This is a genomic window from Micromonospora inositola (assembly GCF_900090285.1).
GTDB classification, from domain to species: domain Bacteria; phylum Actinomycetota; class Actinomycetes; order Mycobacteriales; family Micromonosporaceae; genus Micromonospora; species Micromonospora inositola.
The window spans coordinates 5897118-5919592 of record NZ_LT607754.1 but is presented as its reverse complement, the minus strand read 5'-3'; the positions used below and the strand labels follow the sequence as shown (position 1 = coordinate 5919592).

Here is a 22475-nt window from a genome sequence, read left to right as displayed (position 1 = left end):
CGCCATGACCACCGCTGACCCCGTCACCGCCGCCGGGCTGGCCGACCTGCTCGCCGGCCCGGTGGTGCCGGCCGCGCGCGGACTGCTCGGCTGCCGGCTCGCCGCGGGCGGGGTCACCGTCCGGATCACCGAGGTCGAGGCGTACGCCGGCACGGCCGGGGACGCGGCCTCGCACGCCTACCGGGGGCGCACCCCGCGCAACGCGGTGATGTTCGGGCCGGCCGGCCATGCCTACGTCTACTTCACCTACGGCATGCACTGGTGCGTGAACGTGGTGACCGGTCCGGACGGGGAGGCCTCGGCGGTGCTGCTGCGGGCCGGCGAGGTGGTCGACGGCCTCGACGCCGCCCGGGCCCGGCGCCCCGCCGTGCGCCGGGACGTGGACCTCGCCCGCGGGCCCGCCCGGCTCTGCGCGGCGCTCGGCATCGACCGCTCCGCCTACGGCCTGGACCTGCTCGGCGACGGCCCGTTGCGGCTGCGACCGCCCGTCGGGCCGGTGGCCGAGGCGGCGATCGAGGCCGGCCCGCGGGTCGGCGTCACCGGGGCGCACGACGTGCCGTGGCGGTTCTGGACCTCCGGCGATCCGACGGTGAGCGCCTACCGGCGGCACGTGCCCCGGGTACGACGCTGAGCCCCCGGCGTGGCCGGGCGGAATTCTGGGAGCCGCTGACCGTCGGGCTGCCCGAGAGGCCGTTCCACCCGTCCGTGCTGCGCGACGCGATGTGCGGGGACGACGCCGACCCGGCCGGCGTCTACTTCGGCACCCGCTCCGGCGAGGTCTACGCCAGCCGGGACGAGGGGAACTCCTGGTCCCTGGTCGCCGCCCACCTGCCCGACGTGCTCTGCGTCCGCGCCGCGGAGGTCTGAGTGGTGACCGTGCTGCTGCCCGGCCCGCTGCGCGGCGAGGCCGGCGGCGCGAGCCGGCTCACCGTGGCGGCCACCGGCACCCTGCGGGGGTCCTCGACGAGCTGGCTGGGGCGTGGCCCCGGCTCGCCCGCCGGATCCGCGACGAGCGGGGCGAGCTGCGCCGGTACGTCAACGTCTACGTCGACGGCGAGGACTGCCGGCACGTCGGCGGCCTGGACACCCCGGTCGGCGACGGCGCCGAGGTGCAGGTGCTCCCCTCGGTGGCCGGCGGCTGACGCCGTCGCCCACCCGGGCCCGTCGCCCACCTGGGGCCCGCCGCCCGGCCGGGGCGGCGCGGCCTCAGGGCAGCTCGTACTCCAGCACGTAGCGGTGGCCGCCGTCCGCGCCGGCGATGATCTGCCCGCCGCCGCGTAGCTCCCGCAGCTCGTCGGTGCCCGAGTCGGGCACGACGGTCCAGGACAGCGCCGATCCCGCGTCGGCGTGCGCGGACGCGCTGTGGTGCAGCACGAAACTACCCTTCCGGCCGGCCAGGGTGCCGGTGAACCGCTCGAACCCCGCGTACGCCGCGGAGGTCTCCACCTGCGCCCGGCACATCAGGATCCGGGTGGTGCTGGCGCCGGTGAGGTCGCCGGTGAAGGTCTTGGTGATCCGGGCCTCGGCCAGCACCGCCCCGTCGGCCTCGTCGTACGCTTCCTGGTCCCAGCTGTCGGGGGTGAAGGTGCCCTCCGCGCGTCCGTTCATGCACTTATCCTCCGCGCCGAGGCTGACATCCCCCGTCAGGTACGGCCGGCGTTTCCGGCCCGTTCCGGGCGTGAGGTGGGCCACCCGCGGGCAGGCCCGCCACGGAATAGTTGCTACGTCAAATATGTTGTGCGGGGTGATCCGGGCCACGGTGGTCCGGCGGCACGCGAGGAGCTGGTCATGCAGTTCGGAGTCTTCACCGTCGGCGACGTCACGGTCGACCCGACCACGGGACGGCTGCCGTCCGAGCATGAGCGGATCAAGGCCATGGTGGCCATCGCCCTCAAGGCCGAGGAGGTCGGGCTCGACGTCTTCGCCACCGGCGAGCACCACAACCCGCCGTTCGTGCCCTCGTCGCCGACCACCATGCTCGGCCACATCGCCGCCCGCACCGAGCGGCTGCTGCTCTCCACCTCGACCACGCTGATCACCACCAACGACCCGGTGAAGATCGCCGAGGACTACGCGATGCTCCAGCACCTGGCCGACGGCCGGGTCGACCTCATGATGGGGCGCGGCAACACCGGACCGGTCTACCCGTGGTTCGGCCAGGACATCCGCACCGGCATCCCCCTCGCCATCGAGAACTACGACCTGCTGCGCCGGCTCTGGCGCGAGGACGTGGTCGACTGGCAGGGCAAGTTCCGCACCCCGCTGCAGTCGTTCACCTCGACGCCCCGCCCGCTCGACGGCGTGCCGCCGTTCGTCTGGCACGGCTCCATCCGCAGCCCGGAGATCGCCGAGCAGGCCGCCTACTACGGTGACGGCTTCTTCGCCAACCACATCTTCTGGCCCAGGGAGCACACCCAGCGGATGGTCGGCCTCTACCGCCAGCGGTTCGCCCACTACGGCCACGGCACCCCGGAGCAGGCCATCGTCGGGCTCGGCGGGCAGGTGTTCATGCGGCGCAACTCCCAGGACGCGGTCCGTGAGTTCCGGCCGTACTTCGACAACGCCCCGGTCTACGGGCACGGGCCGTCGCTGGAGGAGTTCACCGCCCAGACCCCGCTCACCGTCGGCAGCCCGCAGCAGGTCATCGACCGTACGCTCGGCTTCCGCGAGTACGTCGGCGACTACCAGCGCCAGCTCTTCCTGATGGACCACGCCGGGCTGCCGCTGAAGACCGTGCTCGAACAGCTCGACCTGCTCGGCGAGGAGGTCGTTCCGGTGCTCCGCAAGGAGTTCGACGCGCTGCGTCCCGCCCACGTACCCGAGGCGCCCACCCACGCCTCGCTGGTCGCGGCCCGCGACGCGGTGGCGGACCTGACCGGCGCGGAGAACGGCCGATGACCCGGCGCACCCTGGCCGTGGTCTCGGCCGGCCTCGGCCGGCCCTCCTCGACCCGGCTGCTCGCCGACCAGCTCGCCGCGGCCACCCGCGACGAGCTGGACCGGCGCGGCGCCAACGTTGAGCTCCACCCGATCGAGCTGCGCGAACACGCCCACGACGTGGTGAACCACCTGCTCACCGGCTTTCCCTCGCCGGCACTGCGGCACGTGCTGGACGCGATGGCCGGCGCGGACGGGCTGATCGCCGTCACGCCGATCTTCAACGCCTCCTACAACGGGCTGTTCAAGTCCTTCTTCGACGTGGTGGACAAGGAGGCGCTGGCCGACCGGCCGGTGCTGATCGGCGCCACCGGCGGCACCGCCCGGCACTCGCTCGCCCTGGAACACGCGGTCCGGCCGATGTTCGCCTACCTGCGCGCGCAGGTCGTGCCGACGGCGGTCTTCGCCGCCCCCGAGGACTGGGCCGGCGAGGGAGCCGACGGGGCGCTGCGCGCCCGGATCCGGCGCGCCGCCGGCGAACTCGCCGACCAGGTCGACCGCCGTCCGGCCGCGGTCGGTCCCGCCGACCCGTTCGCCCTCACCACCAGCTTCGAGGACCTGCTCGCCGGCCGCGACCCGGCTTGAGCCGGTGCCCGCGCTCGCCCCAACAGGGCGGGCGCGGGCTCAGTCGACGGGCTCGTACGGGTGGGCGACCAGCACCGGGCAGTGGGCGTGCTGCACCAGCGCCTGGCTCACCGAGCCGAGCAGCAGCCCGGCGAAGCCGCCCCGACCCCGGGAGCCGACCACCACCAACTCGGCCTCCCCGCTCGCCTCGATCAGCGCCAGTTCCGGCTTGGCGGCCCGGACCGGGCGCTCGGTCACCGTCAGCCCGGGATGGTCGGCCCGCACCCGGCCGGCCACGCCGGCCAGCAGCTCGGCCGATCCGGCCTGCTCGGCCGCCCCCGACTCCGCCACCTCCTCGGGCAGACCCCCGGGCCGGCCGTCGGTTCGTACGTGCATCAGCACCAAGGCCCTGTCCCGGCGTGCCGCCTCGTCGGCGGCCTGCCGGACGGCGAGCGCCGCCGACTCGGAGCCGTCCACCCCGACGACAACCCGCCCGCCCACCGGGATCGGCTCGTCGGCCGGCCGGACCACCAGCACCGGGCAGTGCCCGTGCTGGGCGACCTGGCCGCTGACCGAGCCCAGCAGCAGGCCGGCGAACCCGCCGTGGCCGCGGCTGCCGACCACCACCAGCTCGGCCCGGCGCGACTCCTCCACCAGCGCGGCGCCCGGCCCGCCGGCCACCTGGCGCACCTCCACGCCCAGGCCCGGATGGCGCTCGGTGAGTTCCGCGGCCACCTCTTCCAGCATCTTCTGGGCCGCCTCGGTCGGCGCCGGCACCCCGAGGTCGTACGGGTTGAGCGGCACGCCGTAACCGAGCGGGTGCAGGTAGCCGTGCACCAGGTGCAGCGGCCGGGACCGCTGGACCGCGTTCCGCGCCGCGTGCTCCGCGGCGACCAAGCTGGACGATGATCCGTCGATGCCCACCACGACAGGTCGGTTCATCAGCTCCCCCAGAGGTCGATCAGGTCATTGTCGACGTACCCACCGCCGCCCGTCCGCATTTGCCCCGGCGCCGCCCCGGCCACGCCCCGACCGGACGGTCGTCCGCGCCGGCCGGGGGCGGCCGACGCGGACGGTGTGCGCGGGCGGGTCAGGCGGGGTCGCCGCCCGGGTGGTGCCGGACGATGGCCAGTGGGCTGCGCGCGTGGTGCAGCACCGCGTGGCTGACCGAGCCGAGCAGCAGCCCGAGGAAGGCGCCCCGGCCGTGCGCGCCGACCACGGTCAGCTGCGCGTCCGTCGACTCCTCCACCAGCGCCCGGGCCGGTGCGGCGGCGACCAGCCGCTGCCGTACCGGTACCTGCGGGTAGCGCTCGGACCAGCCGGCGAGGGACTCGGCGAGCACCCGCCCCTCCTCGGCGGCGAAGGCCTCCGGGTCGTACACCAGCGGCACGATGTCGCCGGGGCCGACCGGCGTAGGGTACAGCCAGGCGTGCACGGCCACCAGGGACGTGCCGCGCTGCGCGGCCTCGGCGAAGGCGAAACCGATCGCCTCGGTCGACAGCGGGGAACCGTCCACCCCGACCACGACCGGGCCGTCAGCGCGCGGCTCGCCGCGGACCACCAGCACCGGGCAGTCGGCCCGAGCGGACAGCTGCACGGCGGTCGACCCGACCAGCAGCTCGGCGAAGCCGCCGAGGCCGCGGTGGCCGAGCGCCAGCAGGGCCGCGTCCCGGCTCTCCCGCAGCAGCACCGGGGTCGCCGCGCCCTCCACCACCTCGCCGGTCACCTGCAGCTCGGCCGAGACCTTGCGGGCCTCGTCGACCGCCTCGGCGACCAGCTTCTCCGCCTCCTGCCGCAGGCCGCCGTCGAGCGGGGCTGCGGGAACCGGGCCGAGCGGGACGCCGTACAGCGGCCAAACGAAGGCGTGCACCACCCGCAGCGGCCGGTGCCGGGCCGCCGCTTCCCGGGCGGCCACCCGGACCGCGTCCAGGGCCGACGGGGAACCGTCCACGCCCACCACGACAGGGGCACCGGATCTGTTGGTCATCACGTCCTCCTTCGTCCTGCCTTCAGCCTGCTACCACGGAACCGCCGCCGTCAGGGGCACAGGACCCGGCCGCCGGGCCGTTGGTCCCGGGCCGTGGGGTGCAGGTGGCGCTCGACTTCCTGGTGCCGGGGCGCGGTGATGTGGGGATCGAGACGATCGGCGCGGGCGGGGTGCTCGGCGGGTCGTGGCTCTTCCCGCCGTACCGCTGGCAGTTCGGGGCGGTGGCCACCCAGCGCAGCACGGCCGTCGAGTTCACCGCCGACGGAGTACGTCGCCTGATGGACACCGACGACGCGCTCGGCCGCCAGCTCACCTCCCACCGTTCATGCGTGTGGTGGTGGATCGGCCGCAGGCGTCCCGGGTACGCCTGCTCGACCTCTACGGCTACCCGGCGGCGCTGCCGCCGACCGGCTGACCTGCCGAGTGCCGGTGGACGATCAGCTCGTCCACCTCCAGCCGGCCGATCCGCAGCTCGCGGATCACCGCTCGGCGCACGGCCAGCCGTCCGATCGCCAGCGTGCCCACCGCCACCGCCCCGAGCGCGGCAGCGGCGAGCGCCAGCGGGCCGGCCGCCGTGGGGCCCAGCGCCCGCGGGCCGGCCACCTTCGGGCCCGTGACCGAGGCACCGCGGACCCGCACCGGGATCGCCGGGCGGGGCCGGCGGTGACGCATCCTGTTCATGCGACGATCCTCCGCCGCTACCCGGGCGCGTCGCGCCGGTTCCCGGGCGCGGTCCACCAGCCAGGTGACCGCCGCCCGGCTGGTGCGCGGTCCGGCAGGGCGGGCCGCCGCCGGTCAGCGGGCCGGTGGTCCCGAGTGCGTCGGTGGGCCTGCGTATCCTCCGGCGGGTGACCTCAGACGTGCGCCTCCGCCCGGTACGCGACGCCGACCTGCCCGAGTTCTTCGCCCACCAGCAGGATCCGCAGGCCAACTGGATGGCCGCCTTCGGCCCCGCCGACCCGGCCGACCGGGCGGCGTTCGACGCGCACTGGGCGCGCATCCGCGCCGACCCGCGCATCGTCACCCGCACCGTGGTGGTCGACGGGGAGGTGGTCGGGCACGTGGCGGCCTTCCCGGTCGACGAGCGCACCGAGGTCAGCTACTGGATCGACCCGCGCCGGTGGGGCCGGGGCCACGCCACCGCCGCGGTGGCCGCGCTGCTGCGCGACCTGCCGCGACGCCCGGTGCACGCCCGCGTCGCCAAGGACAACCGCGCCTCCCTCGCCGTGCTGCGCAAGTGCGGCTTCGTCGTCGTCGGCGAGGACTCCGGGTACGCCAACGGCCGCGGCGCCGAGGTCGAGGAATGGGTGCTGGAGCTGCCCGCCGACGGCGCTGACCTGGGCGACCACTAGTCTCCCCGGGGTGAACTGGCTGGAACTCGTCGGCTGGGCCGGCTCCGCGCTGCTGGTCTGGTCCCTGCTGCAGACGCGCATCCTGCGGCTGCGCGCGCTGAACCTGCTCGGCTGCCTCATCCTGATCGGCTACAACGCGGCGGTGCACGTCTGGCCGATGGTCGGCCTCAACGTGGTGCTGGCCGTGATCAACGTCTGGTACCTGCGGAAGATGCTCGCCACCCGGCACGACGAGCAGACGTACCAGGTGGTCGAGGTGGGCACCGGCGACGCGTTCCTGGCCCACACGCTGCGGGTGCACGCCGCCGACATCGCCCGGTTCAACCCGGACTTCCAGTGGGACCCCGAGGACCGGCGACGCTCCGCCTTCCTGGTGGTCCGCGCCGACGAGGTGGTCGGCGTGGTGGTGTCGCACGCCGAGGCCGGCGGGGTCGCCCAGATCGACCTGGACTACGTCACCCCACCGTTCCGCGACTTCACCCCGGGCGAGTTCGTCTACCGGCGCAGCAGCCTCTTCACCGATCGCGGGTTCCGCCGGGTGGTCAGCCCGCCCGGCATGGTCGCCCCCTACTACCACCGGCTCGGCTTCCGTCCCGAGGGGGACGCGTACGTCCTCGACCTGCCCGGACCGGCCTGACCGCCCGCCGCCACCGGGAGGATTCAGCCACCCCGCCGCTGGGCACAGTGGGGCCTACGCCGACCGGGTCCCCGGCCGGCGGCGTCGGCCGGGGAGGCCGGCGCTGGTCGCGGTGAGGGAGAGAACCGGGCGTGCAGAGCTACTGGAGCCAACTGGCCCTGGTCGGAGTCCTGGTCATCGTCAACGCGGCCTTCGCAGGCAGCGAGATGGCGCTGGTCTCGCTGCGGGACAGCCAGCTCCAGCGGCTCGAGCGGACCAGCCGCGCCGGCCGGACCCTGGCCCGGCTGGCCAAGGATCCGAACCGGTTCCTGGCCACCATTCAGATCGGCATCACCCTCGCCGGTTTCCTCGCCTCGGCCGCCGCGGCGGTCTCCCTGGCCAAGCCGCTCGTACCGCTGCTCGGGGTGTTCGGCGACGCGGCCGAGACGGTCGCCATCGTGGCCGTCACCCTGGCCCTGACCTTCGTCACCCTGGTCTTCGGCGAGCTGGCCCCGAAGCGGATCGCCATGCAGTCCGCCGAGCGGTGGGCGCTGGTCGTGGCGAGGCCGCTCGACCTGCTGGCCACCTTCACCCGGCCGGCCGTCTGGGCCCTCGGCGCCACCAGCGACCTGGTGGTACGCCTCTTCGGGCTGAACCCCCGGCACCAGCCCGAGGAGATCGGCCCGGACGAGCTGCGCGACATCGTCGCCGGCAACCACGGCTTCACCAAGGAACAGCGGACGATCATCGCCGGCGCGGTGGAGATCGCCGACCGGCAGCTGCGGGCGGTGCTCGTACCCCGGCTCCAGGTCTTCACGCTCGACAGCGGGACCACCGCGGAGGCCGCCCGGCTGGTGCTGGCCGCGACCGGCCACTCCCGGGCCCCGGTGGTCCGGCACGGCGGCCTGGACGACGCGGTCGGCGTGATCCACCTGCGCGACCTGGTCGGCGTGCCGGACGACCGGCCGGTCGACGAGTGCGCCCGACCGCCGATGCTGCTGCCCGACTCGCTGCCGGTGGTCGACGCGCTGCGCCAGTTCAAGGCCGAACGGCAGCACATCGCCCTGGTGGTGGACGAGCGCGGCGCGGTCGACGGGATCGTCACCCTGGAGGACATCCTCGAGGAGATCGTCGGCGAGATCTACGACGAGACCGACCGCGACCTCAGCTCCGTCCGCACTGAGGACGACGGCACACTGGTGCTGCCCGGCACCTTCCCGGTGCACGACCTGGCCGACCTGGGCGTGGCGCTGCCCGGCCGGCCGCCCGGCGACTACACCACCATCGCCGGGCTGGTGCTGACCTGCCTCGGGCACATCCCCACCGTCTCGGGGGAGAGCGTCACCGTCGACGGCTGGGAGCTGGTGGTGGCCGACATCGACCACCGGGCCATCACCGAGGTCCGGGTCCGCCGCCACGCCGACGCGGCGACCGACGCCGACGCCCCGCTGCTGGACGAGGCCCGGAGCTGACCGTCGCGCCGGCCCGCACCGCCGGCCCGGGCCGACCGGTCAGTCCGTGCCGTCGGGCGGGCCGAACGGAAAGCCGGACACCGGCGGGGAGAGCCGCACCTGGTCGGCGGGGAACTGGTGGGTGCTCCGACCGAGCACCCGGGCGACCACCCGGAGCAGCCACGGCCCCGACGGGTGCAGCTCTGGGCCGATCAGGCGGCTGGTGACCCGCGTCCACCAGTGACCGGCGACGATCACGTCGGTCAGCCGTAGCCGGTCGGGTGGGAGGCCACCCCGGACCACCACGTCCACCACCCGCCCGAGCCGCCGCCCGTGCAGGTCGTACACGGTCCTCCCGAGCAGCTCACCCGCTCGCACGGTTCGCTCCCGGGATCCGGTCGATGACGTGCCGGCGCAACCAGCCCTCGACCGGTGGCGGTGGCAGGTCGGCCGCCCGGACGCGCAGCCGTACGGCGCTGTCCACCCGGTCGATCAGGGCGACCGGGATCCGTACCGGCCGCACCGGCGGATCGTCGACGAACCGGTCGGCGAACCCGACCAGGATCCGCCCGACCCGGCCGCCCATCCGCTGCCCGAGCGCCCCCTGCCCGGTGAGCAGGCAGTCCACGTACGTGAACCCCTCGTCGTCCACGGCGAACGCGATGTCGTCGACCCGGCCGAACAGCCGGCCGTCCCGGTCGACGATCTGCCGGTCGAGCAGTTGCTTGGCGAGCTGGACCCTCACTGTCCCATCCTCGTGATGATCGCCAACGGGATCGCCGCCACCGACGCGACGACGATGAGCAGCAGGAACAGCGCGCCGAGCAGATTGTTCCAGCGGCCGTTCACCCGGTCGCCCAGGTAGTTCCGGTCGTTCGCCACCACCAGGATCGGCAGGTACGTCAGCGGCAGCACCACCGCGCTGAGCACCAGCATGTACTCGGTGAGCCGGACCGGGTCGATCGTGGTCAGCAGCAGCAGCACCCCGAGCAGCACGCTGACCAGCAGCACGCTGTGGAACCGGGCCGCCTCGCGCGGGCTGACCCGCTTGCCCCACTGCCAGCCGAAGTACTGCGACGCCGCGTACGCGGCCGACAGGCCGGTCTCCAGCGCGGCGCCGAAGGTCACCGCGAAGAACGCCAGCACGGCCACCGCCAGCCCGATCCCGCCGAACGCCAGCACCACCGGGTGCGCCACCTGGTCGAGGGTGTCCAGCGACGCCCCGCCGGGGTGGTAGACCACCGCCGCGGTGGCGATCAGCGACAGGGCGAGGAACCCGCCGACCGGGAAGCCGATGAGCACGTTCGAGCGGGCGTGGGCCAGGTCGGCGGCGCTCCACCGCTCCTCCACCCCGCCCGAGGAGAAGAAGAAGACCTCGTACGGGCTGACGGTGGAGGCGAAGAGCGCCACCGCGATGAACCAGTAGGCGCTCGAGCCCTGCCCGGCGGCGCTGAGGTGCACCGCCTGGTGGCCGAGCCGCCCCCAGTCGGTGGGCAGGGCGAACAACGCCACCGCGAAGACCAGCAGGGCCATCCCGGCGAGCCCGAAGACCCGTTCCATCAGCTCGAAGCGCATCCGCCACAGCACCAGCCAGACGGCGAACGCGGCCACCGGCACCCACAGCAGGTAGCTGACCCCGGTGGCCAGCTGCACCGCCAGCGCCACCCCGCCGAGCTCCGCCGCCAGGGTGACCACCGTGACGAGGTAGGACGCGACCAGGTTGAGCAACGCCACCCGCGGCCCCAGCCGCTCCCGGACCAGGTCGAACACCGCCCGGCCGCTCACCGCCGCGATCCGTCCGGTCATTTCGGCGTACGCGCAGATGCCGAGCACTCCGACGAGCAGCACCCAGGCGTGCGCCATGCCGAAGCGGGCGCCGGCCTGGCTCGCCGCCACCAGGTCGCCGATGTCGACGAAGCCGCCGATGGCGGAGAGCACGCCGAGGGTGGCGGCGAGGAGCTTCCTCACTTCGGCGGGGTAGCGGGTGGTGTCATCGACGCGACGATATCCGCGCCAGCCGCTCATTTCAGGTCGAATCGGGCAGCGCGTCGGCCGGGCGGGAGCCGCCCCTGGTGGAGCGGACCGGCGGCGGTCAGCGGGCGGTGAGGTTCTGCAGGCGCACCTGGCCGCGGGACACCAGTCGCCCGTCGTCGTCGGTGATCTCCACCTGCCAGAGCTGCTGGCTGCGGCCTCGGTGCACCGGCGTGCCCACCGCCGTCAGCTCACCCTCGCGGACCGCCCGCAGGAAGTCGGTCTGGTTGGACACCCCGACCACCTGGCCCTTGTCGCCCAGCCAGAGCGAGCCGCCGATGCTGGCCGCCGTCTCGACCACCGAGCAGTAGACCCCGCCGTGCTGGATCCCGAACGGCTGGTGCAGCTCCGGGCGCACCTCCCAGCGGATGACCACCTTCTCGCCGCTGACCTCGTCGAACTTCAACCCCAGCAGGGCCACGAAGCCCCCGGTCAGGTCCGGCATCTCCACCGCAGCTCCTCCTCGCCTCGTAACCGAGCCGCCAGCCTAGTCGTCCCGCCGAGAGGCAAACCCGGTACGGCCCGAGGGATGTGATGGGGGAGAATCGGTGACCGTGACCGACAGCAACCTCCCGCACGGGCGGGACTCCCTGACCGAGGACCTGCGGTGGCGGGGCCTGATCCAGGATTCGACCGGCCTCGACGAGCTGCGCGAGCTGCTCGACGGCGGGAGCGCCACCTTCTATGTGGGCTTCGACCCGACGGCCCCGAGCCTGCATGTCGGCCACCTCATGCAGGTCATCACGGCCCGCCGGTTGCAGCTCGCCGGGCACCGGCCGCTGCTGCTGGTCGGCGGCGCCACCGGGCAGATCGGCGACCCGAAGGAGAGCGCCGAGCGGACCCTCAACCCGCCCGAGGTGGTCGAGGGCTGGGTGCGGCGGATCCACGACCAGCTCGCGCCGTTCGTCTCGTACACCGGGGAGAACGCCGCCCGGCTGGTCAACAACCTGGACTGGACCGGCGAGATGTCGGTGGTCGAGTTCCTGCGCGACGTGGGCAAGCACTTCCCGGTGAACAAGATGCTGGCCCGCGAGGTGGTCAAGGCGCGGCTGGAGACCGGCATCAGCTTCACCGAGTTCAGCTACCAGCTCCTGCAGGCCCACGACTTCTTCGAGCTGCATCGCCGGTACGGCTGCCAGCTCCAGTACGGCGGCTCCGACCAGTGGGGCAACATCACCGCCGGCGTCGACTACATCCGCCGCCGCGGCGCGGGACCGGTGCAGGCGTTCACCACGCCGCTGGTCACCAAGTCGGACGGCACCAAGTTCGGCAAGACCGAGGGCGGCGCCGTCTGGCTCGACCCGGAGATGACCAGCCCGTACGCCTTCTACCAGTTCTGGCTCAACGCCGACGACCGCGACGTCGTCCGCTACCTGCGCTACTTCAGCTTCCGCTCCAGGGAGGAGCTGGAGGAACTGGAGAAGGCGACGGCCGAGCGTCCCCAGGCCCGGCTTGCCCAGCGGGCCCTCGCCGAGGAGCTGACCACCCTGGTGCACGGCGAACGGGAGATGGCCCAGGCGGTCGCCGCCAGCCAGGCGCTCTTCGGACGGGGGGCGCTGGACCAGCTCTCCCCCGAGACGCTGCGGGCCGCGCTGACCGAGGCCGGCCTGGTGCACGTCACCGAGCTGCCGGACGTGGCCGGTCTACTCAAGGAGTCCGGGCTGGTGCCCAGCATGAAGGAGGCCCGGCGGGTGATCGCCGAGGGCGGCGCCTACGTCAACAACACCCGGATCTCCGAGGTGGACGCCACCGTCGCCTTGGCGGACCTGCTGCACGGTCGGTACCTGGTGCTGCGCCGCGGCAAGCGTTCCTTCGCCGGGGTTGAGCTGCGCAGATAGTCGTACGTCGAGAGTGTGACGCGGGACGCGCCCGGCGGATTTGACGATCAATCCGCTGGGCGCGTAGCTTTCTCTCTGCCAGCGCGGAACGGACGAAACAGGCGAAAGACCTGGAGGCCGGAGCGCGGGAATGACCCCCAGGGTCAGATGGTTGTCATCGGACCCTGGGCCGGGCGGTGCCCCGGATTCGCCGCGAGGCGGATTTGGTGAGGCGGAACCGACCGGGTAAGGTTATCGGCCGGCAGGGAAACGGGCGAGCTTGCGGGAGACCGCAGCGGCCGTCCTGTCGAAACCCACGAAGCGCCCGGCGCGAGCCGGTCGAATAGTGGTGCCCGGCAAAGGGGTTGGCGTTATGACAAACCGCGAAACACCGGTTTGACACGGCGAAAACCACCGGGTAACGTAGTAAAAGTGCCCGGCGCGGGAGCGGCGGGTGCGACGAACGAAATGCCCCGGGTTGGGGGCTCCACTGGGTGGGGTTTCCGGGCGGTGTGTGGTTGTTCTTTGAGAACTCAACAGGGTGCTTGATAAGCCAGTGCCAAATTGATTTATACCCCGGACTGGCAATCCTTCTTCGGGAGGGTTTGCTGGTTGGGATTCCTTTGGCAACACTTTTTGTTGTCGGGACAGTTTTTCAACAAGTTTTTGTTGGAGAGTTTGATCCTGGCTCAGGACGAACGCTGGCGGCGTGCTTAACACATGCAAGTCGAGCGGAAAGGCCCTTCGGGGTACTCGAGCGGCGAACGGGTGAGTAACACGTGAGCAACCTGCCCTAGGCTTTGGGATAACCCCGGGAAACCGGGGCTAATACCGAATAGAACCTGGCCTCGCATGAGGCTGGGTGGAAAGTTTTTCGGCCTGGGATGGGCTCGCGGCCTATCAGCTTGTTGGTGGGGTGATGGCCTACCAAGGCGACGACGGGTAGCCGGCCTGAGAGGGCGACCGGCCACACTGGGACTGAGACACGGCCCAGACTCCTACGGGAGGCAGCAGTGGGGAATATTGCACAATGGGCGGAAGCCTGATGCAGCGACGCCGCGTGAGGGATGACGGCCTTCGGGTTGTAAACCTCTTTCAGCAGGGACGAAGCGTAAGTGACGGTACCTGCAGAAGAAGCGCCGGCCAACTACGTGCCAGCAGCCGCGGTAAGACGTAGGGCGCGAGCGTTGTCCGGATTTATTGGGCGTAAAGAGCTCGTAGGCGGCTTGTCGCGTCGACTGTGAAAACCCGCAGCTCAACTGCGGGCCTGCAGTCGATACGGGCAGGCTAGAGTTCGGTAGGGGAGACTGGAATTCCTGGTGTAGCGGTGAAATGCGCAGATATCAGGAGGAACACCGGTGGCGAAGGCGGGTCTCTGGGCCGATACTGACGCTGAGGAGCGAAAGCGTGGGGAGCGAACAGGATTAGATACCCTGGTAGTCCACGCTGTAAACGTTGGGCGCTAGGTGTGGGGGGCCTCTCCGGTTCCCTGTGCCGCAGCTAACGCATTAAGCGCCCCGCCTGGGGAGTACGGCCGCAAGGCTAAAACTCAAAGGAATTGACGGGGGCCCGCACAAGCGGCGGAGCATGCGGATTAATTCGATGCAACGCGAAGAACCTTACCTGGGTTTGACATGGCCGCAAAACCGGCAGAGATGTCGGGTCCTTCGGGGGCGGTCACAGGTGGTGCATGGCTGTCGTCAGCTCGTGTCGTGAGATGTTGGGTTAAGTCCCGCAACGAGCGCAACCCTCGTTCGATGTTGCCAGCGCGTTATGGCGGGGACTCATCGAAGACTGCCGGGGTCAACTCGGAGGAAGGTGGGGATGACGTCAAGTCATCATGCCCCTTATGTCCAGGGCTTCACGCATGCTACAATGGCCGGTACAATGGGCTGCGATACCGTGAGGTGGAGCGAATCCCAAAAAGCCGGTCTCAGTTCGGATCGGGGTCTGCAACTCGACCCCGTGAAGTCGGAGTCGCTAGTAATCGCAGATCAGCAACGCTGCGGTGAATACGTTCCCGGGCCTTGTACACACCGCCCGTCACGTCACGAAAGTCGGCAACACCCGAAGCCGGTGGCCCAACCCCTTGTGGGAGGGAGCCGTCGAAGGTGGGGCTGGCGATTGGGACGAAGTCGTAACAAGGTAGCCGTACCGGAAGGTGCGGCTGGATCACCTCCTTTCTAAGGAGCACCTTCACCCGAAAGGGTGCAAGGAGCCCGCGCCATCCGAATGTGGTGGCGGGGTGCTCAATGGCGGAGACACTGGTTAGTCAGATGCCGGCAACGGTCTCGGATGTCTAGTACACGCCCTTCGGGGTGCAGGAACGGCGGAAGTGATGCGGCTGGGGTTTGGCGTAAAGCACCCTGTTGGGTCCTGAAAGAACAACCGGTGGTTGTTTCTTTCGGAGCCTTGAGCGGAGCGTGAGCTTCGCGGGCTGCCAGGCATGGCCTGGCCTCGCATACCGCCGGCGGATCGTCGGGTTTGGTGTGGGGCGGATCGGGTTGTGGGTTGGTCGTTTGTTGAGAATTGCACAGTGGACGCGAGCATCTTTGTGGTCAAGTTGTCAAGGGCGAACGGTGGATGCCTTGGCACCAGGAGCCGATGAAGGACGTGGGAGGCCGCGATAGGCCTGGGGGAGCTGTCAACCAAGCTGTGATCCCAGGGTGTCCGAATGGGGAAACCCGGCACCAGTCATGTGGTGTCACCTGCACCTGAACACATAGGGTGTATGGAGGGAACGCGGGGAAGTGAAACATCTCAGTACCCGCAGGAAGAGAAAACAAATAGTGATTCCGTGAGTAGTGGCGAGCGAAAGCGGATTGAGGCTAAACCGGCTGCGTGTGATACCTGTCAGGGGTTGCGTGGTCGGGGTTGTGGGACCCTGCTCAACAGGCTGACAACTGTTGGAGAAGTTACCAAGTCAGTGGCTAGTCGAACAGTCTGGAATGGCTGACCGTAGACGGTGAAAGTCCGGTAGGTGAAAGTTGCTGACCTTCTGTGGGTGTTCCCGAGTAGCGGCGGACCCCTGAAATCTGCCGTGAATCTGCCAGGACCACCTGGTAAGCCTAAATACTTCCTGGTGACCGATAGCGGACAAGTACCGTGAGGGAATGGTGAAAAGTACCCCGGGAGGGGAGTGAAATAGTACCTGAAACCGTTCGCCTACAATCCGTCGGAGCCTTGCGGGGTGACGGCGTGCCTTTTGAAGAATGAGCCTGCGAGTTAGTGGCACGTGGCGAGGTTAACCCGTGTGGGGGAGCCGTAGCGAAAGCGAGTCTGAATAGGGCGATTCAGTCGCGTGTCCTAGACCCGAAGCGGAGTGATCTAGCCATGGGCAGGCTGAAGCGCGGGTAAGACCGCGTGGAGGGCCGAACCCACCAACGTTGAAAAGTTGGGGGATGACCTGTGGTTAGGGGTGAAAGGCCAATCAAACTCCGTGATAGCTGGTTCTCCCCGAAATGCATTTAGGTGCAGCGTCGCGTGTTTCTTGCCGGAGGTAGAGCACTGGATGGTCTAGGGGGCCCACAAGCTTACCGAAATCAGCCAAACTCCGAATGCCGGTAAGTGAGAGCGCGGCAGTGAGACTGCGGGGGATAAGCTTCGTAGTCGAGAGGGAAACAGCCCAGATCACCAGCTAAGGCCCCTAAGCGTGTGCTAAGTGGAAAAGGATGTGGAGTCGCATAGACAACCAGGAGGTTGGCTTAGAAGCAGCCACCCTTTAAAGAGTGCGTAATAGCTCACTGGTCAAGTGGTTCCGCGCCGACAATGTAGCGGGGCTCAAGCACACCGCCGAAGCTGTGGCATTCACATTTCAACCTCGCTTGGACTTGATTCCTTGTGCAGGTGTGTGGATGGGTAGGGGAGCGTCGTGCCGGGGGTGAAGCAACGGGGTGACCCAGTTGTGGACGCGGCACGAGTGAGAATGCAGGCATGAGTAGCGAAAGAAGGGTGAGAAACCCTTCCGCCGGATGACCAAGGGTTCCAGGGCCAGGCTAATCCGCCCTGGGTGAGTCGGGACCTAAGGCGAGGCCGAGAGGCGTAGTCGATGGACAACGGGTTGATATTCCCGTACCCGCGAAAGAGCGACCCTGACGAACCTCGTTGTGCTAACCACCCGAGCTGTGGGCGGTCTTCGGACCAAACGCGGTGAGCGTGGGAACCTGACGGGTAGTAGTCAAGCGATGGGGTGACGCAGGAAGGTAGCTGAGCCCGGCCGGTGGTTGTGCCGGGGTAAGCGTGTAGGCCGCACCATAGGCAAATCCGTGGTGCACATAGGCTGAGACGTGATGCCGAGCCGATTCAGGTGAAGTCAGTGATCCTATGCTGCCGAGAAAAGCCTCTAGCGAGTTCTTAGCGGCCCGTACCCCAAACCGACACAGGTGGTCAGGTAGAGAATACCGAGGCGATCGGGCGAACTGTGGTTAAGGAACTCGGCAAATTGCCCCCGTAACTTAGGGAGAAGGGGGGCCGGACGCGTGAAGGGACTTGCTCCTGGAGCGTGGTATGGCCGCAGAGAGCAGGGGGAAGCGACTGTTTACTAAAAACACAGGTCCATGCGAAGAAGTAATTCGATGTATATGGACTGACGCCTGCCCGGTGCTGGAACGTTAAGGGGACCTGTTAGCTCTTCGGGGCGAAGCGGAGAACTTAAGCGCCAGTAAACGGCGGTGGTAACTATAACCATCCTAAGGTAGCGAAATTCCTTGTCGGGTAAGTTCCGACCTGCACGAATGGCGTAACGACTTCCCCACTGTCTCAACCACAGGCCCGGCGAAATTGCATTACGAGTAAAGATGCTCGTTACGCGCGGCAGGACGGAAAGACCCCGGGACCTTTACTATAGCTTGACATTGGTATCTGAATTAGCTTGTGTAGGATAGGTGGGAGCCGGTGAAGCTCATACGCCAGTATGGGTGGAGGCAATCTTGAAATACCACTCTGGTTGATTTGGGTATCTAACTTCGGACCGTTATCCGGTTCAGGGACAGTGTCTGGTGGGTAGTTTAACTGGGGCGGTTGCCTCCTAAAGGGTAACGGAGGCGCCCAAAGGTTCCCTCAGCCTGGTTGGCAATCAGGTGTTGAGTGCAAGTGCACAAGGGAGCTTGACTGTGAGACTGACAGGTCGAGCAGGGACGAAAGTCGGGACTAGTGATCCGGCACTGGCATGTGGAAGCGGTGTCGCTCAACGGATAAAAGGTACCCCGGGGATAACAGGCTGATCTTCCCCAAGAGTCCATATCGACGGGATGGTTTGGCACCTCGATGTCGGCTCGTCGCATCCTGGGGCTGTAGCAGGTCCCAAGGGTTGGGCTGTTCGCCCATTAAAGCGGTACGCGAGCTGGGTTTAGAACGTCGTGAGACAGTTCGGTCCCTATCCGCCGTGCGCGTAGGATACTTGAGAAGGGCTGTCCCTAGTACGAGAGGACCGGGACGGACGAACCTCTGGTGTGCCAGTTGTCCCGCCAGGGGCACGGCTGGTTAGCTACGTTCGGAAGGGATAACCGCTGAAAGCATCTAAGCGGGAAGCTCGCTTCAAGATGAGGTATCCCACCCACTTTGTGGGGTAAGGCCCCCAGCTAGACGACTGGGTTGATAGGCCGGAAATGTAAGCCCGGTAACGGGTTCAGTTGACCGGTACTAATAGGCCGAGGACTTGACTACCAAGCTGCTACGCGTCCACTGTGCAACTCCCGACAAACGAACAACACCCCAGCATCGCTGGTTGGTTGGTTGTTTGACATGTCGATAGAGTTACGGCGGTCATGGCGGAGGGGAAACGCCCGGTAACATTCCGAACCCGGAAGCTAAGCCCTCCAGCGCCGATGGTACTGCACTCGGGAGGGTGTGGGAGAGTAGGACACCGCCGGACAATCTTCCAGTCGAGGGCCGCCCCATCCGGGTCGGCCCTCGACTGCGTTAGCGTCCCTGGGGGACGCAATCAGGAAGGATGTACCTGTGAGTTCAGGACCGCAGGGCGGCGATCGCCCCCGTCGTTACGAGGACCGCGCCGACCGCGAGCAGGGGCGCGGTGACGCTCGCCGCGACGACCGTCCCCCGTACCGGGGTAACCGCGACGACCGCTCGGGCGGACCGCGCAGCGGTTCCGGTGGCGAGCGACGCGAGGGCGGATTCCGCGGTGGCGACAACCGCGAGGGTGGCTACCGTGGCGGCGCCCGCCGCGAGGGTGGCTTCAGTTCGGGGCCGCGCGAGGGCGGCTTCCGGCGGGACGGTGACGCGCCCCGCGAGGGCGGTTTCCGGGGCGGCGAGCGCCGCGAGGGCTTCCGGCGCGACGACCGCGAGGGCGGATTCCGTGGTGGCGACCGTCGGGGCGGTGGCTTCCGTTCCGGTTCCCGCGAGGGTGGCTTCGCCGGCGGCGACCGCCGCGAGGGCGGATTCCGCGGTGGCGACAACCGCGAGGGTGGCTACCGTGGCGGCGACCGCCGTGACGGTGGTTTCCGCGGCGGGGAGCGCCGCGAGGGCGGCTTCCGCCGGGACGGCGAGGCGCCGCGCGAGGGAGGCTTCCGCGGCGGCGACCGTCGTGAGGGCGGCGCGCCGCGCGAAGGCGGTTTCCGTGGCGGCGAGCGCCGTGAAGGCGGTTTCCGCGGCGGTGACCGTCGTGAAGGTGGCTTTGGCGGCGGCGAGCGCCGCGAGGGTGGCTTCCACGGTGGTGACCGTCGTGAAGGCGGTGCGCCCCGTGAGGGCGGCTTCCGTGGCGGCGAGCGCCGTGAAGGCGGTTTCCGCGGTGGCGAGCGCCGTGAGGGCGGCGCGCCGCGCGAAGGCGGCTTCCGCGGCGGCGAGCGCCGTGAGGGCGGTGCGCCGCGTGAGGGCGGCTTCCGTGGCGGCGAGCGCCGTGAGGGCGGCTTCCGTGGCGGTGACCGTCGTGAGGGCGGTTTCCGTGGCGGCGAGCGCCGTGAGGGCGGTGCGCCGCGTGAGGGCGGCTTCCGTGGCGGCGACCGTCGTGAAGGTGGCTTTGCCGGCGGCGAGCGTCGTGAGGGCGGTTTCCGCGGTGGCGAGCGCCGTGAGGGCGGTGCGCCGCGTGAGGGCGGCTTCCGTGGCGGCGACCGTCGTGAAGGTGGCTTTGCCGGCGGCGAGCGTCGCGAGGGCGGTTTCCGCGGTGGCGACCGTCGTGAAGGCGGTGCGCCGCGTGAGGGTTTCCGTGGCGGCGACCGTCGCGAGGGTGGTTTCCGTCGTGAGGGAGGTGCGCCGCGTGAGGGCGGCTTCCGTGGCGGCGAGCGCCGCGAGGGCGGCTTCCGCCGGGACGACCGCGAGGGCGGTTTCCGTGGTGGCGACCGTCGCGAGGGCGGGTTCGCCGGTGGAGAGCGCCGTGAGGGTGGTTTCCGTGGCGGTGACCGTCGTGAGGGCGGGGCGCCGCGCGAGGGCGGCTTCCGGGGCGGCGAGCGTCGCGAGGGCGGCTTCCGCCGGGACGACCGCGAGGGCGGTTACCGCGGCGGCCCGCGTACCGAGCGGGACGGCGAGCGGCGGGGCTACGGTGACCGGCCGGGCCGGGACGACCGGGCGCGGCAGGGCGGCTACGGCGCCGGCCCGCAGGACCGGCGGGACGACCGTCGGGACCGGGCCGAGGGCGGCGAGCGGGTCACCGGGCCGGCGCTGCCGGACGAGATCGTCGCGACCGACCTCGACTCGACCGTCCGGGCCGAGCTGCTGTCGCTGGCCAAGCCGGTGGCGGAGACCGTCGCACGGCACCTGGTCGCCACCGGCCAGCTGATCGACGAGGACTCTGCGGAGGCGCTGGCGCACGCCCTCGCCGCCCGTCGGCTCGCCTCGCGGATCTCCGCGGTGCGGGAGGCGGTCGGGCTGGCCGCGTACCACGCGGGGGAGTGGCAGACGGCCATCGCCGAGCTGCGCACGTACCACCGGATGACCGGTCTGCAGAGCCACCTGGCGGTGCTGGCCGACTGCGAGCGGGCCCTGGGGCGTCCGGAGCGGGCGATCGACCTGTTCCGGGGCGCCGACCGGGAGAAGCTCGACCAGGCCGTCGCGATCGAGCTGTTGATCGTCGCCGCCGGGGCGCGGGGCGACCTCGGCCAGAAGGACGCGGCCGTGGCGATGCTCCAGGTCCCCGAGCTGACCGCCGACTCGTCCGAGCCCTGGGCCGCGCGACTGCGCTACGCGTACGCCGACGCGCTGCTCGCGGTGGGCCGGCGCGAGGAGGCGCGGGAGTGGTTCTCCCGGGCCGCCGACCTGGACTCCGAGGGGGAGACCGACGCGGCGGAGCGGCTGCTCGAGCTCGACGGCGTGGTGATCGAGGGCGACGAGGAGGACGAGGAGTCCCCGGTCGAGGAGTTCGCCGCCGGCCCGGGCGCCCCGGGTGCCGTGCCGGCCCGTCCGAACGCCGACCTCACCGGCGGTGACAGCGAGCCGGACGAGGACACGGACGACGAGGACGACGACGAGGACGACGACGAGGACGACGACCTCGACGGCGACGCCCGCTACGACGACGAGGACGACGAGGACGACGACCTCGACGACGAGGGCGACGACCGGGACCGTGGCGGCGATGCCCGGTACGGCGAGGGCGACGACCTGGCCGAGGACGAGCTGACCGACGGCGAGGCGCGCGTGGTCGCCGACCAGGTCCGGTCCGGTGAGAGCGACCCGGCAGCCGGCGCGACCGGCGGCGAGCCGGCCCGCGGGTCGGAGCCGGACCAGCGATGACCGCGGACGCCGGGGAACGGCTGGTCGACGGGTACACCCTGGTCGTCTTCGACCTTGACGGGGTGATCTACCTGATCGACCGGCCGATCCCCGGTGCCGTCGAGGCGGTCGGCCGGCTGCACGCGGACGGCCGAGCGGTGGCGTACGCCACCAACAACGCCTCGCGCCGCTCGAGTGAGGTGGCCGACCTGCTCACCGGCATGGGCGTCCCGGCCCGGCCGGAGGAGGTGCTCACCTCGGCCGCCGCCACCGCCGAGCTGCTGCGCGACCGGCTTCCCGCCGGCGCGCCGGTGCTGGTGGTGGGCGCCGAGGCGCTGCGCGCCGAGATCCGTGCCGTCGGCCTGCGCCCGGTGTCCCTGGCGGAGGAAAAGCCGGCCGCCGTGGCCCAGGGTTACGGCCCGCAGGTCGGCTGGGTGGACCTGGCCGAGGCATCGCTGGCGGTCCGCGCCGGCGCCCCCTGGTACGCCACCAACACCGACCGCACGCTGCCCAGCGACCGGGGCCCGCTGCCCGGCAACGGGTCGCTGGTGGCCGTGCTGCGGACCGCCCTGGAGCGGGATCCGGACGTGGTGGTCGGCAAGCCGGAGCCGGCGCTGTTCGCCACCGCCGCCCGTCGGGCGGGCACCGGGCGGACCCTGGTCGTCGGCGACCGGCTGGACACCGACATCGAGGGCGCCCGTCGCGCCGGTCTGGACAGCCTGCTGGTGCTCACCGGCGTCAGCGGCGTACCCGAGCTGCTGGCCGCCCCCGAGGCGCGCCGGCCGACGTACGTCGCCATGGACCTGGCCGGGCTCTTCGACCCGGCGGCGGTGGTCCGGCTGCCCGGCGCGCCCGACGGCCGGGGCTGGTCGGTGACGGTGACCGATGGCGGCCTGGCGCTCGACGGCGCCGGCCGCCCGCTGGACGCCCTGGCCGCGCTCTGCGCGGTCGCGTGGGCGGCCCCGGCGGGCCCGGCGGTGCGGGCGCTGTCGCCGGAGGCGGCCGCGGCGCTGGCGGCGCTCGGCCCGTCGGCCTGACGCACCGGCCGGAGTCGGCCGAA

21 protein-coding genes and 3 rRNA genes are annotated in these 22475 nt (G+C 70.5%); 14 read left to right on the top strand and 10 right to left on the bottom strand.

What is annotated here, in order from left to right; translation table 11 throughout:
* The first annotated feature begins 4 nt into the window (after positions 1–4).
* From GA0070613_RS28250 to GA0070613_RS28240, 3 genes are all read left to right on the top strand, one after another.
* Positions 5–631 carry a DNA-3-methyladenine glycosylase gene (locus tag GA0070613_RS28250; protein WP_089016252.1) on the top strand — a complete coding sequence of 209 codons (627 nt, stop codon included), beginning with the start codon at positions 5–7 and terminating at the stop codon, positions 629–631.
* Between the two features lie 74 nt (positions 632–705).
* The gene (locus GA0070613_RS28245) at positions 706–867 is read left to right on the top strand and encodes a hypothetical protein (RefSeq protein ID WP_231929922.1); all 162 of its coding nucleotides are present in this window, start codon (positions 706–708) and stop codon (positions 865–867) included.
* Positions 807–1142: a MoaD/ThiS family protein gene (locus tag GA0070613_RS28240; RefSeq protein WP_231929888.1), complete on the top strand. Its 336-nt coding sequence runs from the start codon at positions 807–809 to the stop codon at positions 1140–1142. The genes GA0070613_RS28245 and GA0070613_RS28240 overlap by 61 nt, the downstream gene beginning before the upstream one ends.
* Positions 1143–1206: 64 nt before the next feature.
* Here GA0070613_RS28240 and GA0070613_RS32440 read toward each other — a convergent pair whose 3' ends face one another.
* Positions 1207–1608, bottom strand: coding sequence for a DUF3224 domain-containing protein (locus tag GA0070613_RS32440; RefSeq protein WP_157746561.1), 402 nt, complete (start codon positions 1606–1608; stop codon positions 1207–1209).
* Between the two features lie 180 nt (positions 1609–1788).
* Between GA0070613_RS32440 and GA0070613_RS28230 the strand changes: the two genes are divergently transcribed.
* Together GA0070613_RS28230 and GA0070613_RS28225 are read left to right on the top strand one after the other, a co-directional pair.
* Positions 1789–2898 carry an LLM class flavin-dependent oxidoreductase gene (locus tag GA0070613_RS28230; RefSeq protein ID WP_089015046.1) on the top strand — a complete coding sequence of 370 codons (1110 nt, stop codon included), beginning with the start codon at positions 1789–1791 and terminating at the stop codon, positions 2896–2898.
* The gene (locus tag GA0070613_RS28225; protein WP_089015045.1) at positions 2895–3521 is read left to right on the top strand and encodes an FMN reductase; all 627 of its coding nucleotides are present in this window, start codon (positions 2895–2897) and stop codon (positions 3519–3521) included. The genes GA0070613_RS28230 and GA0070613_RS28225 overlap by 4 nt, the downstream gene beginning before the upstream one ends.
* A 39-nt stretch (positions 3522–3560) precedes the next feature.
* Here GA0070613_RS28225 and GA0070613_RS28220 read toward each other — a convergent pair whose 3' ends face one another.
* The 4 genes from GA0070613_RS28220 to GA0070613_RS28205 all read right to left on the bottom strand — a co-directional run bounded on the left by GA0070613_RS28220 (position 3561) and on the right by GA0070613_RS28205 (position 6168).
* Positions 3561–4442 (bottom strand): universal stress protein, encoded by an 882-nt coding sequence (locus GA0070613_RS28220; RefSeq protein ID WP_089015044.1) that lies wholly within the window; start codon positions 4440–4442, stop codon positions 3561–3563.
* 148 nt (positions 4443–4590) lie between these two features.
* Positions 4591–5487, bottom strand: coding sequence for a universal stress protein (locus GA0070613_RS28215; protein ID WP_089015043.1), 897 nt, complete (start codon positions 5485–5487; stop codon positions 4591–4593).
* A gap of 22 nt (positions 5488–5509) precedes the next feature.
* The gene (locus GA0070613_RS33830) at positions 5510–5743 is read right to left on the bottom strand and encodes a hypothetical protein (RefSeq protein ID WP_231929533.1); all 234 of its coding nucleotides are present in this window, start codon (positions 5741–5743) and stop codon (positions 5510–5512) included.
* A gap of 128 nt (positions 5744–5871) precedes the next feature.
* On the bottom strand, positions 5872–6168 hold the full coding sequence (locus GA0070613_RS28205) for a hypothetical protein (protein ID WP_197699009.1): 297 nt from the start codon (positions 6166–6168) through the stop codon (positions 5872–5874).
* A gap of 167 nt (positions 6169–6335) precedes the next feature.
* Here GA0070613_RS28205 and GA0070613_RS28200 point away from each other — a divergent pair, with 167 nt between their 5' ends.
* From GA0070613_RS28200 to GA0070613_RS28190, 3 genes are all read left to right on the top strand, one after another.
* On the top strand, positions 6336–6839 hold the full coding sequence (locus GA0070613_RS28200; RefSeq protein ID WP_089016250.1) for a GNAT family N-acetyltransferase: 504 nt from the start codon (positions 6336–6338) through the stop codon (positions 6837–6839).
* Positions 6840–6849: 10 nt separating this feature from the next.
* Positions 6850–7476 carry a hypothetical protein gene (locus tag GA0070613_RS28195; RefSeq protein WP_089015042.1) on the top strand — a complete coding sequence of 209 codons (627 nt, stop codon included), beginning with the start codon at positions 6850–6852 and terminating at the stop codon, positions 7474–7476.
* Positions 7477–7607: 131 nt separating this feature from the next.
* Positions 7608–8927 carry a hemolysin family protein gene (locus GA0070613_RS28190; protein WP_089015041.1) on the top strand — a complete coding sequence of 440 codons (1320 nt, stop codon included), beginning with the start codon at positions 7608–7610 and terminating at the stop codon, positions 8925–8927.
* Between the two features lie 39 nt (positions 8928–8966).
* Here the strand turns inward: GA0070613_RS28190 and GA0070613_RS28185 are convergent, their stop codons facing one another.
* The 4 genes from GA0070613_RS28185 to GA0070613_RS28170 form a co-directional block, all read right to left on the bottom strand.
* Complete coding sequence (locus tag GA0070613_RS28185; RefSeq protein ID WP_089015040.1) at positions 8967–9284, bottom strand: hypothetical protein; 318 nt, start codon at positions 9282–9284, stop codon at positions 8967–8969.
* Entirely contained in the window at positions 9271–9651 is a 381-nt protein-coding gene (locus tag GA0070613_RS28180; RefSeq protein ID WP_089015039.1) for a hypothetical protein, read from the bottom strand. Before GA0070613_RS28180 ends, GA0070613_RS28185 begins: the two co-directional genes overlap by 14 nt.
* Positions 9648–10874 carry an NRAMP family divalent metal transporter gene (locus tag GA0070613_RS28175; RefSeq protein WP_089015038.1) on the bottom strand — a complete coding sequence of 409 codons (1227 nt, stop codon included), beginning with the start codon at positions 10872–10874 and terminating at the stop codon, positions 9648–9650. Before GA0070613_RS28175 ends, GA0070613_RS28180 begins: the two co-directional genes overlap by 4 nt.
* Positions 10875–10998: 124 nt before the next feature.
* On the bottom strand, positions 10999–11382 hold the full coding sequence (locus tag GA0070613_RS28170) for a PaaI family thioesterase (RefSeq protein ID WP_172876032.1): 384 nt from the start codon (positions 11380–11382) through the stop codon (positions 10999–11001).
* Positions 11383–11491: 109 nt separating this feature from the next.
* Here GA0070613_RS28170 and tyrS point away from each other — a divergent pair, with 109 nt between their 5' ends.
* From tyrS to rrf, 4 genes are all read left to right on the top strand, one after another.
* Positions 11492–12775 (top strand): tyrosine--tRNA ligase, encoded by a 1284-nt coding sequence (tyrS, locus tag GA0070613_RS28165; RefSeq protein ID WP_089016249.1) that lies wholly within the window; start codon positions 11492–11494, stop codon positions 12773–12775.
* A 645-nt stretch (positions 12776–13420) separates the two neighbouring features.
* Positions 13421–14937, top strand: a 16S ribosomal RNA gene (locus GA0070613_RS28160).
* A 373-nt stretch (positions 14938–15310) separates the two neighbouring features.
* Positions 15311–18418 (top strand): 23S ribosomal RNA (locus tag GA0070613_RS28155).
* 91 nt (positions 18419–18509) lie between these two features.
* A 5S ribosomal RNA gene (rrf, locus tag GA0070613_RS28150) occupies positions 18510–18626 on the top strand.
* The 16S, 23S and 5S rRNA genes sit together here, the layout of an rRNA operon.
* A gap of 92 nt (positions 18627–18718) precedes the next feature.
* On the opposite strand, the gene GA0070613_RS32850 is transcribed toward rrf, so the two are convergent.
* Positions 18719–20461: a hypothetical protein gene (locus GA0070613_RS32850; RefSeq protein ID WP_172875726.1), complete on the bottom strand. Its 1743-nt coding sequence runs from the start codon at positions 20459–20461 to the stop codon at positions 18719–18721.
* Between GA0070613_RS32850 and GA0070613_RS28145 the strand changes: the two genes are divergently transcribed.
* Complete coding sequence (locus GA0070613_RS28145) at positions 20417–21436, top strand: tetratricopeptide repeat protein (protein WP_231929887.1); 1020 nt, start codon at positions 20417–20419, stop codon at positions 21434–21436. The genes GA0070613_RS32850 and GA0070613_RS28145 overlap by 45 nt on opposite strands.
* Positions 21433–22452, top strand: coding sequence for an HAD-IIA family hydrolase (locus GA0070613_RS28140; protein WP_089015036.1), 1020 nt, complete (start codon positions 21433–21435; stop codon positions 22450–22452). The genes GA0070613_RS28145 and GA0070613_RS28140 overlap by 4 nt, the downstream gene beginning before the upstream one ends.
* Positions 22453–22475: the final 23 nt, after the last annotated feature.

Excerpts from the sequence above, each read along its gene's own strand:
- GA0070613_RS28170 (WP_172876032.1), bottom strand. The coding sequence starts at position 11,382 with ATGCCGGACCTGACCGGGGGCTTCGTGGCCCTGCTGGGGTTGAAGTTC.
- GA0070613_RS28225 (WP_089015045.1), top strand. The coding sequence starts at position 2,895 with ATGACCCGGCGCACCCTGGCCGTGGTCTCGGCCGGCCTCGGCCGGCCC.
- GA0070613_RS28250 (WP_089016252.1), top strand. The coding sequence starts at position 5 with ATGACCACCGCTGACCCCGTCACCGCCGCCGGGCTGGCCGACCTGCTC.
- GA0070613_RS28220 (WP_089015044.1), bottom strand. The coding sequence starts at position 4,442 with ATGAACCGACCTGTCGTGGTGGGCATCGACGGATCATCGTCCAGCTTG.
- GA0070613_RS28215 (WP_089015043.1), bottom strand. The coding sequence starts at position 5,487 with ATGACCAACAGATCCGGTGCCCCTGTCGTGGTGGGCGTGGACGGTTCC.
- GA0070613_RS32440 (WP_157746561.1), bottom strand. The coding sequence starts at position 1,608 with ATGAACGGACGCGCGGAGGGCACCTTCACCCCCGACAGCTGGGACCAG.
- GA0070613_RS28140 (WP_089015036.1), top strand. The coding sequence starts at position 21,433 with ATGACCGCGGACGCCGGGGAACGGCTGGTCGACGGGTACACCCTGGTC.
- GA0070613_RS28205 (WP_197699009.1), bottom strand. The coding sequence starts at position 6,168 with ATGAACAGGATGCGTCACCGCCGGCCCCGCCCGGCGATCCCGGTGCGG.
- GA0070613_RS28230 (WP_089015046.1), top strand. The coding sequence starts at position 1,789 with ATGCAGTTCGGAGTCTTCACCGTCGGCGACGTCACGGTCGACCCGACC.